Genomic DNA, 13,518 nt, shown 5'->3' with positions numbered 1-13,518 from the left:
GTCTCTTGCAGCCTTAATTGAACGCATTACGTAAACATTGCAATTCCCCCCTCTTCGGATAAACAATTATTTAACATTTTTGCGCATTTTGGTCAGACCAGATTACGGTTGATCAACGCGCTTTTTACGCCGCGCCGCTGGCAGGCCAACGCTCAGGAGAAGAAGGTTCATGCAAAACTGGCAGCAATTGTACGATCCGCTGAATAATATCTGGCTGTCGAGCCTGATTGCAGCGCTACCCATTATCTTCTTCTTTTTTGCGCTGACGCGGCTACGAATGAAAGGTTATCTGGCCGGCACCATCACGGTGCTTATCGCTCTTGCCGTGGCGCTGCTGTTTTACCATATGCCAATCGATAAAGCGCTCGCCTCTGCGGTTTACGGATTCTTTTACGGGCTTTGGCCTATCGCCTGGATTATTGTCGCCGCCGTGTTTGTCTATAAAATCACCGTAAAAACCGGCCAGTTCGACATTATCCGCAATTCCATTCTTTCCATCACCGAAGATCAGCGCCTGCAAATGCTGATCGTCGGCTTCGCCTTCGGATCGTTTCTGGAAGGTGCCGCTGGTTTCGGTGCGCCGGTAGCGATTACCGCCGCGCTGCTGGTCGGACTGGGATTCAAGCCGGTTTACGCCGCCGGGCTGTGCCTGATCGTTAATACCGCGCCGGTGGCCTTTGGCGCGATGGGCATTCCGATTATTGTCGCCGGGCAGGTTACCGGGCTTGATGCGATGGCAATTAGCCAGATGGCGGGACGTCAGCTACCTTTCCTTACCATGATCGTATTGTTCTGGGTGATGGCGATTATGGATGGCTGGCGCGGCGTGAAAGAAACCTGGCCTGCGGTGCTGGTGTCGGGCGGCTCTTTCGCCATCGCGCAATATCTGACATCAAACTTCCTCGGCCCGGAACTGCCGGACGTCATTTCCGCACTGGTTTCTCTGCTCTGCCTGACGCTGTTCCTGCGCGTCTGGAAGCCGAAGCGTATTTTCCGCTTCGACAACGATAAGGATATCGCTGCCGGAACGCAGAGCGTAACCCGCTACAGCGCCGCCCAGATTACCCGCGCCTGGATGCCATTCCTGTTTTTAACCATCACCGTAACGCTCTGGAGCATACCGCCATTTAAAGCGCTGTTCGCGTCCGGCGGCGCGTTCTATGACTGGGTGCTGAGCTTCAACGTGCCCTTCCTGCATCAGCAAGTCATTAAGATGCCGCCGGTGGTTGCTGCCGCCACGCCTTATGCCGCGATCTACAAGCTCGACTGGCTTTCTGCTACCGGCACCGCCATTTTTATCGCGGCGCTGCTGTCGATAGTCTGGCTGCGGATGCGCCCTGCTCAGGCGATCGGAGCCTTTGGTGAAACCCTGCGCGAGCTGGCGCTGCCAATCTACTCCATCGGCGCGGTTCTGGCCTTCGCCTTTATTTCCAACTACTCCGGCCTTTCCGCAACGCTGGCGCTGGCGCTGGCCCATACCGGCAACGCCTTTACTTTCTTTTCGCCATTCCTCGGCTGGCTGGGTGTCTTCCTGACCGGTTCCGATACCTCATCTAATGCGCTGTTCGCCGCGTTGCAGGCCACCACCGCGCAGCAGATTGGCGTACCGGAAGTACTGCTGGTTGCCGCCAACACCACCGGCGGCGTGACCGGCAAGATGATATCGCCACAGTCGATCGCTATAGCCTGCGCCGCAGTAGGCCTGGTGGGTAAAGAGGCCGATCTGTTCCGCTTCACCGTTAAGCACAGCCTGATCTTTACCTGCATCGTTGGCGTAATTACCTCGCTACAGGCGTGGGTCTTTCCGTGGATGATTCCGTAATGGGCGAGGAGCGGCGGTTAGCGGATATTCTGGCGGAGCGGCTGCGCCACTTTATTACCGAGCAGCGGCTACGCCCCGGCGAGCGGCTGCCCGCAGAACGTCAGCTGGCCCAACAGCTGGCGGTTTCCCGCTCTTCGCTACGAGAGGCACTGCAAAAGCTGATTAGCGAAGGTGTGCTGATCAGCCGACGCGGCGGCGGTAATTTTATCGCTGAGCAGAGCGCAGGCTGGTCGGAAGCCAGCCTGGTGATGCCACTCAGCACGCTGCTGGCCGATGACCCCGGCTATCGTTATGACGTGCTGGAGGCGCGTATCACTATCGAATCCAGCACCGCCTGGCATGCAGCGCGGCGGGCCACCGCTGAGGATAAGGCTCACATTACGCGCTGCTATCAGGCGACGCTGCAAATCAGCGATCGCGATGATCCGGATCTCGCCGCCCACGCCGACGTACGTTTCCATTTAGCCATTGCCGAAGCGGCACATAACCTGGTGTTGCTACAGGCGATGCGCGGCCTGTTCGATCTGTTGCAGTCGTCGGTGATGCAGAGCCGCCAGCGCATGTATACCGCGCCGGAGATTTTCCGCCAGCTGGCGATACAGCATCAGGCGATATGTCAGGCCATCGTCGAGGGTGACGCCGAGCGCGCGCGCAGCGCCACTATCCACCATCTTGAATTTGTCGACGCCACCATGCGCAGACTGCATGAGGAAGAGGCGCGACGGGCGCGCAGTATGCGCATCCCTGACAGCAAAATATAAGTGAGGAAAAACCGTGATTATTTCATCCGCAAAAGATTACCGTGCCGCAGCAAAAGCGAAAGTGCCGCCGTTTCTGTTTCACTATGCCGATGGCGGTGCCTATGATGAATATACTCTCAGGCGCAACAGCGAAGACCTGGCGCAGATCGCGCTGCGCCAGCGTATTTTGCGCAATATGTCTTCGCTGAGTCTGGAGACGAAATTATTTAACGAGACGCTGGCAATGCCGGTGGCGCTGGCACCGGTAGGACTGTGCGGCATGTACGCGCGGCGTGGCGAAGTCCAGGCAGCCAGAGCCGCTGATAAAAAAGGTATTCCCTTTACCCTCTCCACGGTATCGCTCTGCCCGATTGAAGAAGTCGCTCCGGCGATGAAGCGTCCGATGTGGTTCCAGCTCTACGTGCTGCGCGATCGTGGATTTATGCGTAACGTGCTGGAACGGGCGCAGGCGGCGGGCTGCTCAACGCTGGTGTTTACCGTTGATATGCCGGTGCCTGGCGCACGCTATCGCGACGCGCACTCTGGCATGAGCGGGCCGAACGCGGCGATGCGGCGCTATATTCAGTCGACGCTCTATCCACAGTGGGCCTGGGATGTCGGCATCAATGGGCGCCCGCACGATCTTGGCAATATCTCCGCCTATCGTGGCGAACCGACCAAACTGGAAGATTATATCGGCTGGCTGGGTAACAACTTCGACCCGTCCATTTCCTGGCAAGATCTGGAGTGGATTCGTGACTTCTGGAAAGGCCCGATGGTGATTAAAGGGATTCTCGACCCGGAAGATGCGCGCGATGCGGTGCGCTTTGGTGCAGACGGCATTGTGGTCTCTAACCATGGCGGACGCCAGCTGGACGGCGTACTCTCCTCGGCACGAGCGCTACCGGCAATTGCCGACGCGGTAAAAGGCGATCTGGCTATTCTGGCAGACGGCGGCGTTCGCAGCGGGCTGGACGTGGTAAGGATGATTGCGCTGGGCGCGGATACCGTGCTGTTAGGCCGTGCATTTCTTTATGCGCTGGCGGCGGCAGGCGAGGCGGGCGTAACCAACCTGCTGAATCTGTTTGAGAAAGAGATGCGGGTAGCGATGACGCTGACCGGCGCACGATCGATCGCTGAAATTACCCGCGATTCGCTGGTGCAGGCGGTCTCTCCCATGCGCCCCGATGCGCTGGCTGATGCGGTGGCAAACGGTTAAAGACCACCAGCGCGCCTGTTATCAGGCGCGTAACGCTTTCACGGGCAGCAGAATAACCGTTGTTTAGCGCTTAATATTCGTTACCGATAACGCGACCACGGTAGCTGTCCCAGTTAAACGTAACCCACAGGCTCTGGCCCAGGCGCATGCGGTCCATCACACGCTCGCCCAGCAGCTTCACCATATCAGCATGATTAAGGTTGGTCAGCATGCCGGTAGGCCGCTTGGAGGAAGAACGGCGATCGACGATCTGGTTGATAATCACTTTTTCATAGCGTGATTCGGTCTGCATGCCGATTTCATCAATCACCAGCAGATCGACGGTGCTGAAATCGTGTAGCAGATGCTCTTCTGTGCGATCGCTGCCGCCGCTGAAGGTGCCTTTAATAATCGACATCAGATCGGCCACCGTGACGATCAGGACGCTTTTGCCATTCAGAATCAACTGGTTGCCAATCGCAGCCGCCAGATGATTTTTTCCGGTGCCGGGACGCCCGGAGAAGACAAAGCTGGCGATGCTGTGATCGAAATCGTCAGCGTAACGACGCGCCTGTTCCAGCGCCTTGCGCTGACCTTCGTTCTCTACCCGATAATTATCAAACGAGCAGTTCATATGCAGCTCGCGAATGCCTGAGCGCCCAAGAATACGCTGCATCTTCATTGCGCGGTTTTCGCGGGCGATCGCTTCAGATCGCAGCCGTCCCTGCTCCTGATTCCACGCCAGCAGCTCCTCGCCGCTGTGGAATTTCGGCTGAATATGAGCGGGCATCAGCCGGTGCAGTCGGTTAAATAACTCAGCGGGCGTTTTCATTATTCACCTCGAAAACCATCGGGAATCGTATGATCGGGTTCAGGCAGCTGATTAACGTCGCGCGTTGCGCGGTTACCGCTTACCGCCCGGCTCTGCTGCACGCTACGCGCCAGCTTTTGCTGCCACTGTACGTGGTGAAAAGGTCGTCCATCAGCCTGCCACCAGGTGATAAAAGAGGCCAGCTCGGCAGGCGTCACCGGCTCGCTCAGCGCAATGCCCCAGATTGCCGCCTGGCGCTGAAAATCTGCATCCGGACGCCAGCCAGCGTACATCATAAATTTACCTGCCGGTATCTGCAGCGCAGCCGAATAAGCGGAAGATTCATCATAGAGCTGTTCATCCAGCGTCACGTCACTGCGCGGCAGCCGGGCCGCCGCCTCCAGCTCCAGCAGCTGCGCCAGACGTTCGGGCGAGACCGCATAGAATACCGGCGCATTATTATCAAAGACGGCAACCGCACCCGCTTCCGCAGAAGAGAGCGCGGCGACCGGATCCTGACGAAACGCCTCAAGGCCGATGACGGTGGAGGTTAAGATCTTGACAGACATGGTAAATCCCGGATTACATTGCAGGCGAAACCTAACGGGCCGCCGTAGCGACCGCGACAGCCTCTAGTCTATCAAGTTTAGCGCCGGGAATCGCCTGTTGCTTAGCGCTGTACTCGCCCGGCAACGTTATATATGTCTTTTTTCTGGCGAAGCAGATCCCAGAGATAACGCACGCTGGCAATCAGGCAGAAGCTGTAACCCAGCAGTTCCGTGCTCTCCTCCGCCATATTTTTCACCGTGCGGTTATAGCCATCGAGCATTAACGTTTCCCACAGCTCGTGCATACCGAACAGACGTGAAAAAACCAGCACCGTCAGCAGGCCAGCCGCCATCATGTTCCAGCTGGGATGATGCAGGAAGTGAACCAGCCCGGAGAGCGAAACGGCGGGATGCAGAAATGCCTGCCACAGGCAGACCAGGGTAACCGCCAGCGCAAACCAGACCCATGAGCCGTGGGAAATCTCATCGAAGAGGAAATCCATCTCGCGGATCAGCATACAGGTGAAAAAGCCGCCGATCAGAATCAGGCTGTGGCGTAGCGTCTCGCCCTGCCTGAAAGCAGTAAAGAAAAATGCCAGCGCAATCACGCCAAGAAACGCTTCCTGGAAAACCTCGGTGAAAGAGGTTTCATGCAGCGCATCCTGCATCCAGTTTACGTCAATGAAAACCAGCCCCATCATTAAAGCAACAAAAAGCGCGCAGCCTAAAAAAAGAACAAATTTTAAAGCGATAGTTTTTATATCGTCGGACATGTAATTTCCCTGAAAATGATTAGCGCGCTGATTATAAGTATGAGCAATCAACAGATTTCTCATTTTATGCCTTCAAGGGCGAGGAAATTCGCAGGCTTCTGTACGGGTGAGCAATAACCATAGCATAAGAAGGGTTAATGATTACTTTTTATCGGCCTGTAAACCACCGCCAACGGCTGCGTTTACCTTCAGACAAACATGATAGGATGGAGCGCTTATCACATCGCCAGAAAAGGAGAGCTGCTATGCAACGCTGTGGATGGGTCACCGCCGATCCGCTTTATCAGGAATATCACGATAACGAATGGGGCACGCCGCAAATGCGCAGCGAGGCGCTGTTTGAAATGCTTTGTCTTGAAGGACAGCAGGCAGGCCTGTCGTGGATTACCGTTCTGAAAAAGCGTGAAAACTATCGCGCCGCCTTTCATTATTTTGCGCCACAGGCCATCGCGCAAATGAGCGCAGAGGATATCCACCAGCTTACGCAGAACAGCGGGCTGATCCGTCATCGCGGCAAGCTGGAAGCGATTGTCGCTAACGCACGTGCTTATCTGGCGATGCAGGAAAACGGTGAAGATTTTTCACAGTTTGTCTGGTCGTTTGTCGATCATCAGCCACAAATCAACCATTTTGACGATTATCGCGAGGCCCCTGCGCAAACCCCCGCCTCCGTCGCGCTGTCAAAGGCGTTGAAAAAGCGCGGCTTTAAGTTCGTTGGCCCAACCACCTGCTACGCGTTTATGCAGGCATGCGGGCTGGTTAACGATCATATCGTCGGCTGTTTTTGTCATCCTTCGCAGGCCGTTTCGTAGAGGGTTACAAATCTGAGGAAATTCCTGGATATTTTTTACTTCTGTACGCGGCATAATTGCCGCTTGCAGCGAGTACGCCTGTAAGAAAGTTCTCCAAAGGAAATAAAGATGAAAAAAAGCATTATCGCCCTGTCATTATTACTGAGCGGCACCATTGCCCTCTCTGGCTGTACCACTAATCCCTACACCGGCGAATCGCAGGCGGGCAAATCAGGTATCGGCGCAAGCGTTGGCGCACTGGTTGGTGCTGGCGTTGGCGTGTTATCCTCATCCAAGAAAGATCGCGGCAAAGGCGCACTGATTGGTGCAGCCTCCGGCGCGGCGCTGGGTGGCGGCCTGGGTTATTACATGGATGTGCAGGAAGCGAAGCTGCGTGACAAAATGCGCGGTACCGGCGTTAGCGTAACGCGCAACGGTGACAACATCATTCTGAACATGCCGAACAACGTGACGTTCGACAGCAGCAGCAGCACGCTGAAACCTGCTGGCGCGCAGACCCTGACCGGCGTTGCGATGGTGCTGAAAGAGTATCCGAAAACAGCGGTTAACATCATTGGTTATACCGACAGCACCGGCACACGAGCGCTGAATATGCGCCTGTCTCAGCAGCGTGCCGATAGCGTTGCCAGCGCGCTGATTCTACAGGGCGTTGCCAGCAACCGTGTACGTACCGGCGGTATGGGCCCGGATAACCCGATTGCCAGCAACAGCACGGAAGAAGGTAAAGCGCAGAACCGCCGCGTTGAAATTACCCTCAGCCCGCTCTCTTAATCCTTCCTTTCAGGGGCAGCATGCTGCCCCTTTCTTCGGTTTTTTGCCGCGTTAGTCCTGCTCAATGAGTATATCAGTGGCTTTTCTTTACTCTGGTTTCCGGCATCAGCAACGTTGCCAGACCCAACAGCGGCAGCCAGGCACAGGCCTCATAAACGGACGTAATACCGTAAATATCGGCCAGCTTGCCCAGACCGGCAGCAGCAATACCGCCCACGCCAAACATGGTACCGAACATAATGCCGGAAACCATTCCGGTACGGCCCGGCACCACTTCCTGCGCGTAAACCACCAGCGCAGCGAACGCTGAAGAGAGGATAATACCGATAAGGATAGTCAGGGCCACCGTCCAGAACAGGTTGACGTGCGGCAGCATCAACGCAAAGGGAATCACGCCCAGGAAAGAGATCCAGATAACGGATTTACGGCCAATGCGGTCGCCGATGGGGCCACCGGCAAAGGTGCCTACGGCAACCGATACCAGGAAAGCAAACAGGCAGAACTGTGCCTGCTCAACCGGCAAATTGAAGCGTTGTACCAGATAGAAGGTGTAGTAGTTACTGATAGAAGCGATATAGCTGAACTTGGCGAACAACAGTACGCCTACCACGCTCAACGCCAGTATCACGTGCCCGCGGGAAAGAACCGGTCCGGCTAACGTCTGGCTCTGCATACGCGCGTGACCATGTGAAACCGACCATTTACTGACCTTCGACAGGACAAAAATAGCCACCAGCGCAATCAGCATCAGCCACGCCAGTGAAGTCTGCCCATGTGGGATAATCAACAGCGCCGCCAGCAAGGGACCGAATGCTGTTCCGGCGTTGCCGCCCACCTGGAAACAGGACTGCGCGGTGCCAAAGCGCCCACCGGAAGCCATACGCGCCACGCGTGACGCTTCGGGGTGAAAGGTGGACGATCCAACGCCAATCAGTGCCGAAGAAAGCAGCAGCATATTATAGGAACCGGCAATCGACATCAGGCCAATACCCGCCAGCGTAACCGCCATACCTGCCGGTAGCAGAAATGGCATCGGGCGCTTATCGGTAAACAGGCCAACCCAGGGCTGAAGCAGCGAAGCAGTAATTTGATAGACCAGCGCAATCAGCCCGATTTGCGTATAGCTGAGGGCATAGCTCGCCTTTAATAAGGGATAAATAGCTGGCAATGTTGCCTGAATCATATCGTTACAGGCGTGGGAAACGGCTACCGCGCCAACGATAGACATCAGGAAGCCGTTGGCATCCGTATGATTGTGAGTCGGCGCTGCCTTGCTGGTTTTTAAATCATATGACATGGGGTTTTTACCGTCAGAACGTGACGTCTCTCAGTTATCTAATTGTTAGTCAGGTCACGAAGGGTACAGATCGGGAGCCGCAGGCGACGGCACCTGGGAAGGTCGCTGCCCTGGACTCCATTAACTGAACCAATTACCCGGTACTCAGAGGCGAATTACCGGGAAGGGCAATCAGACCTGCGCAGCAGTATAACGCGCTTCCAGCTGGTCTAAAAAGTAAACCGTTTTTCAAAAAGCTGACAATCTTTAAACGCGCCCGGAAAAAATACGCATTCCGCTGCTGCCGATCCTCCTGTCCCGCTATGCTAACGACAAAACCCCGGCTGTGTTAGTCTCTTATTGGTAACCGCGGAGTAAAGGACAGAGATGAAGCATAAGGCCGCACGCGCCACCATTAGCGATGTTGCTAAAGCAGCAAAAACCGGAAAAACCAGCGTTTCCCGCTACCTTAACGGCGAGCATCAGGCGCTATCGCCCGATTTAAAGCAGCGTATTGAGCAGGCGATTTCTGCGCTCAACTATCGTCCCAACCAGATGGCCCGAGGCCTGAAGCGAGGCCGCACGCGCCTGATCGGGCTGATTATCGCTGATATCACCAATCCCTACTCTGTAGATGTGCTGTGTGGCATTGAAGCCGCCTGCCGTGCGGGTGGTTTTACGCTGTTGGTGTGTAATACCAATAATGAGATCGATCAGGAGCAGCACTATCTGCAACTGCTCAGCAGTTATCAGGTTGAAGGACTGGTCGTGAATGCTGTCGGCATGCGCGAGGAAGCGCTGAATCTGTTACAGCAGTCGCTACTGCCGATGGTATTGATCGACCGAAAAATTCCCGATTTTTCCTGTGACGTAGTTGGTCTCGACAACAGGCAGGCGGCGACCGACGCTACCGAACATCTGGTGAATAACGGTTATCGCGCCCTGCTGTTTCTCAGCGAACCGATCGGCATGGTGAATACCCGCCTTGAGCGTTTACAGGCGTTCCGCCAGAGCTGCGCCCGCTATCCGGAGGTGGTCAGTGAAAATGCGGAGGTAGCGCTTAGCGACAGCGGCGCGCTGGAGCGCATCATCCATGATTTTTATCAGCGTCACGGCGGCCGCCATGCCGCGTTGATTGTCGCCAACGGTGCGCTGACGCTTCAGGTGGCGCGCGCGATGCGGCGTCTCGGCCTGGAATGGGGCCGAAAAATGGGCCTGGTAGGATTCGATGAACTGGAATGGGCTGAGCTGGCCGGTGACGGCATTACCACGCTGAAGCAGCCTACCTGGCAGATTGGTTATGCGGCGCTGGAGCGTGTGATCCAGCGTATCGAAGGCGAAGCAACGCCGGTACAGGAGCAAACCTTTCATGGCGAGCTGGTGATACGCGGCTCCTCGCGCCCGCTCGCCTGAAATATAAACCCGCCGGGCTGGTTACTGACGGTATAAGCTCTGCTATGACTGCGCCTGCTTTACCCTGCTAAATCAGACAATGCCTGGCATAAAATCCTCACATCGTGAGCGCGATCATAATTTTGTACTTCTGTCCTTTGCTTTGGAACCGGTTCCATTTAATTTTCACCGCGAGAGGGCTTTCCTGTAAATGCCCCCGGAGGAAAAAATGAAACCTGAAATTATTGTGGTGACCTCTGCTTATGGTCATCAGCAAGTTGTCGATCTTGGCGGACAACGCGCTCTGCTGCCGATCGTTGCTGACGCAGGCGCTGATGGCGTGGAAATTCGCCGTGAGCTACTGACTGAACCTGAACTACAACAGCTTCCCCATCTGGCACAGGCGATTGCCGAACACCAGCTTTACGCTTTCTACTCCGTTCCTGACGCACTGTTCAACGAAAATGGTCAGCTCAATGCGCAGCTGGGCCACTATTTCCAGGAAGCGGAACAGCTGCGTGCGCGCCTGCTGAAACTGTCGCTGGGCCACTATCGTCCCGGCGCAGACATCAGCGAGCTGCTGGCCCATTTGCAGAACAGCGCGATACGTCTGGTAGTGGAAAACGACCAGACCGACTGCGGCAAACTGGAAGCGATGGCCGCGTTCTTTGAACAGAGTGGCTTTACCGGCGGCATGACGTTCGATACCGGCAACTGGCTCTGGACCGGCGACGACGCCACCACCGCTGCGCATCGCCTTGCTCGCTACGTCAGCTATATTCATGTGAAAGCGGCTGTTCCGCACCATGATAGTTTTCGCGCCATCGCGCTCGACGACGCAGACGATAGCTGGCACACATTATTAGGACTGCTGCCCGGCAATATGCCGCGTGGTATTGAGTTTCCGCTGGAAGGCGACGATCTGGTTGCCGTAACGCGCCACTACGTTGACCTGCTGCGTGAGGAGTAATTTATGAGCACTTATACCCATCAAAACGGAACTTTAGATGTTGTGACCATCGGTGAAGCGATGGCGCTGTTTGTCGCTTGCGAAACCGGCGATCTGGCTGCGGTTGAAAACTTTACCAAACGTATCGCTGGTGCCGAGCTAAACGTCGCTATCGGCCTGGCCCGCCTCGGTCTGAAAGTGGGCTGGGTAAGCCGCGTCGGCGATGACGCCTTTGGACGCTTTACCCGCCAGCAGCTGGCAAAAGAGGGCGTCGATCATCAGCGCGTAACTAGCGATAGTCGCTTCCCGACCGGTTTCCAGCTGAAATCAAAAGTAGAAGATGGCTCCGATCCGGCGGTGGAATATTTCCGCCGTGGCTCTGCTGCCAGCCACCTTTCCGTTGCTGATTTTGATCGCGACTATTTTGGCTCTGCACGCCACCTGCACCTGAGCGGCGTTGCCGCTGCGCTTTCCCCGACGTCACTGGAGCTGCTGAACCATACGGCGCAGGAAATGCGTGCGATGGGTAAAACCATCTCCTTCGATCCTAACCTGCGTCCGGTGCTGTGGCCGAGCGAGCAGGAAATGGTGAAACAGCTCAATAATCTTGCGTTCCAGGCGGACTGGGTGCTGCCGGGCGAAAAAGAGGGGCTGATCCTCACCGGTCATCGCCAGCCAGAAGCCATCGCTGACTTCTATCTTGATAAAGGCGTGAAAACGGTCATCATTAAAACCGGCAGCGAAGGTGCCTGGTATAAATCTGCCAACGGCGAAAAAGGCCAGGTGGCGGCGATTCGGGTCGAAAACGTGGTGGATACCGTTGGCGCGGGCGACGGCTTCGCCGTGGGCGTGATCAGCGCGCTGCTGGAAGGCAAAACGCTTCCGCAGGCTATCCGTCGCGGCAATAAGATTGGTTCACTGGCGATTCAGGTGATCGGCGACAGCGAAGGTCTGCCGACGCGAGATGGCCTGGGCGAAGAGTGAGCATCAACCCTGATGTAATGTAAAACGCTGCATATCGATGACGTTGTCATCAGAAGATGCGCCCTCAACAGAGGAATAGCTCATGAATAAGCAGACAATCGCGCCAAAACGTTGGTGGTATATCATCCCCATCATCTTTATTACCTACAGTTTGGCGTACCTCGACCGTGCGAACTTCAGCTTCGCTTCGGCTGCGGGGATTAATGAGGATTTAGGCATTACCAAAGGGATGTCATCCCTGCTGGGCGCCCTGTTTTTTCTCGGCTATTTTTTCTTTCAGATTCCAGGTGCGGTTTATGCAGAACGCCGCAGCGTTAAAAAACTGGTGTTCTGGTGCCTGGTACTGTGGGGCGTATGCGCATCGCTGACCGGCGTGGTGAGTAATATCCCCATGCTGGCGGCGATCCGCTTTATTCTCGGCGTGGTGGAAGCTGCGGTGATGCCGGCCATGCTGATCTATATCAGCAACTGGTTTACCAAATCGGAACGTTCACGCGCCAATACTTTCCTGATTTTGGGCAATCCGGTTACCGTACTGTGGATGTCTATTGTCTCCGGCTATTTGATCAACGCTTTTGGCTGGCGCGAGATGTTTATTTTTGAAGGCATTCCGGCAGTTATCTGGGCGGTGCTGTGGTGGTTTCTGGTGCAGGATAAACCCTCCCAGGCGCGCTGGCTGAGCGATACGGAGAAAGCCGCCTTAGAGGAGCAGCTACGTAAAGAGCAGGAAGGCATTAAGGCGGTACGTAACTACCGCGAGGCCTTTAAATCACGCAACGTGATTATCCTTTGCGTACAGTATTTCGCCTGGAGCATCGGCGTTTACGGTTTTGTGCTCTGGCTGCCTTCCATTCTGCGTAACGGCACGCAGATGGGCATGGTGGAAGCGGGCTGGCTCTCTGCGGTGCCCTATCTGGCGGCAACCGTGGCGATGCTGGTGGTTTCATGGTGCTCTGACCGCATGCAAAACCGCAAGCTGTTTGTCTGGCCGCTGCTGTTAATCGGCGCGCTGGCGTTCCTCGGTTCCTGGCTGGTAGGTTCCAGCAATTTCTGGCTCTCTTACGGCCTGCTGGTGATTGCCGGTGCGGCGATGTATGCACCTTACGGCCCTTTCTTCGCCATTATTCCTGAGATGTTGCCGCGTAACGTTGCGGGCGGCGCGATGGCGTTGATCAATAGCATGGGTGCTCTCGGTTCTTTTGTTGGCTCGTGGATTGTCGGCTATCTTAACGGAGCGACCGGCAGCCCTTCCGCTTCCTATATTTTTATGGGTGCGGCGCTGCTGATTTCCGTCTGGCTGACGCTGATTGTGAAACCGGCGGAGAACAAGCAGCCCCCTTCGCCAGACCGCGCGGCGAAACACGCCTGATTAGCTGCGCGCTGGTGGTGGGCTTGTTCTGAAATAGCTAACGGCGCAGCATCAGCCTGCGCTGTTATATTTG

General features: G+C 55.8%; 13 protein-coding genes. 9 read left to right on the top strand and 4 right to left on the bottom strand.

The features are described from left to right. Positions 1 to 169 precede the first annotated feature (169 nt). From lldP to lldD, 3 genes are read left to right on the top strand one after another with little or no spacing between them, the layout of a single operon-like run. A complete protein-coding gene (gene lldP, locus C7M51_RS17700) occupies positions 170 to 1,822 on the top strand; it encodes an L-lactate permease (protein WP_160622869.1) in 1,653 nt (550 codons plus the stop codon). After that, a complete protein-coding gene (gene lldR, locus C7M51_RS17695) occupies positions 1,822 to 2,583 on the top strand; it encodes a transcriptional regulator LldR (protein WP_160623691.1) in 762 nt (253 codons plus the stop codon). The genes lldP and lldR overlap by 1 nt, the downstream gene beginning before the upstream one ends. A 13-nt stretch (positions 2,584 to 2,596) precedes the next feature. Next, a complete protein-coding gene (gene lldD, locus C7M51_RS17690; RefSeq protein ID WP_160622868.1) occupies positions 2,597 to 3,781 on the top strand; it encodes an FMN-dependent L-lactate dehydrogenase LldD in 1,185 nt (394 codons plus the stop codon). Between the two features lie 70 nt (positions 3,782 to 3,851). Here the strand turns inward: lldD and dnaC are convergent, their stop codons facing one another. From dnaC to C7M51_RS17675, 3 genes are all read right to left on the bottom strand, one after another. After that, complete coding sequence (gene dnaC, locus C7M51_RS17685; protein ID WP_160622867.1) at positions 3,852 to 4,592, bottom strand: replicative helicase loader DnaC; 741 nt, start codon at positions 4,590 to 4,592, stop codon at positions 3,852 to 3,854. After that, positions 4,592 to 5,140: a primosomal protein DnaT gene (dnaT, locus tag C7M51_RS17680; protein ID WP_160622866.1), complete on the bottom strand. Its 549-nt coding sequence runs from the start codon at positions 5,138 to 5,140 to the stop codon at positions 4,592 to 4,594. Before dnaT ends, dnaC begins: the two co-directional genes overlap by 1 nt. Positions 5,141 to 5,241: 101 nt before the next feature. Further along, the gene (locus C7M51_RS17675; RefSeq protein WP_160622865.1) at positions 5,242 to 5,892 is read right to left on the bottom strand and encodes a hypothetical protein; all 651 of its coding nucleotides are present in this window, start codon (positions 5,890 to 5,892) and stop codon (positions 5,242 to 5,244) included. A gap of 245 nt (positions 5,893 to 6,137) precedes the next feature. Between C7M51_RS17675 and C7M51_RS17670 the strand changes: the two genes are divergently transcribed. Both C7M51_RS17670 and C7M51_RS17665 read left to right on the top strand, forming a co-directional pair. Beyond that, positions 6,138 to 6,704: a DNA-3-methyladenine glycosylase I gene (locus tag C7M51_RS17670; RefSeq protein ID WP_160622864.1), complete on the top strand. Its 567-nt coding sequence runs from the start codon at positions 6,138 to 6,140 to the stop codon at positions 6,702 to 6,704. A gap of 108 nt (positions 6,705 to 6,812) precedes the next feature. Further along, positions 6,813 to 7,475 carry an OmpA family lipoprotein gene (locus C7M51_RS17665; RefSeq protein WP_160622863.1) on the top strand — a complete coding sequence of 221 codons (663 nt, stop codon included), beginning with the start codon at positions 6,813 to 6,815 and terminating at the stop codon, positions 7,473 to 7,475. Positions 7,476 to 7,548: 73 nt separating this feature from the next. Here C7M51_RS17665 and C7M51_RS17660 read toward each other — a convergent pair whose 3' ends face one another. After that, positions 7,549 to 8,772 (bottom strand): MFS transporter, encoded by a 1,224-nt coding sequence (locus tag C7M51_RS17660; protein ID WP_160622862.1) that lies wholly within the window; start codon positions 8,770 to 8,772, stop codon positions 7,549 to 7,551. 366 nt (positions 8,773 to 9,138) lie between these two features. On the opposite strand from C7M51_RS17660, the gene C7M51_RS17655 reads away from it, so the two are divergent. The 4 genes from C7M51_RS17655 (at position 9,139) to C7M51_RS17640 (ending at position 13,445) form a co-directional block, all read left to right on the top strand. Beyond that, positions 9,139 to 10,164, top strand: coding sequence for a LacI family DNA-binding transcriptional regulator (locus tag C7M51_RS17655; RefSeq protein ID WP_160622861.1), 1,026 nt, complete (start codon positions 9,139 to 9,141; stop codon positions 10,162 to 10,164). 208 nt (positions 10,165 to 10,372) lie between these two features. Continuing rightward, the gene (locus C7M51_RS17650; RefSeq protein WP_160622860.1) at positions 10,373 to 11,113 is read left to right on the top strand and encodes a sugar phosphate isomerase/epimerase family protein; all 741 of its coding nucleotides are present in this window, start codon (positions 10,373 to 10,375) and stop codon (positions 11,111 to 11,113) included. 3 nt (positions 11,114 to 11,116) lie between these two features. Next, entirely contained in the window at positions 11,117 to 12,076 is a 960-nt protein-coding gene (locus C7M51_RS17645) for a sugar kinase (RefSeq protein ID WP_160622859.1), read from the top strand. 82 nt (positions 12,077 to 12,158) lie between these two features. Continuing rightward, positions 12,159 to 13,445 (top strand): MFS transporter, encoded by a 1,287-nt coding sequence (locus C7M51_RS17640; protein ID WP_160622858.1) that lies wholly within the window; start codon positions 12,159 to 12,161, stop codon positions 13,443 to 13,445. The last annotated feature ends 73 nt before the right edge of the window (positions 13,446 to 13,518 follow it).

It is taken from the genome of Mixta intestinalis (assembly GCF_009914055.1).
Lineage (GTDB): Bacteria > Pseudomonadota > Gammaproteobacteria > Enterobacterales > Enterobacteriaceae > Mixta > Mixta intestinalis.
Note: the sequence above shows the minus strand (reverse complement) of the source record. Positions and strands in the feature narration are given on the sequence as shown.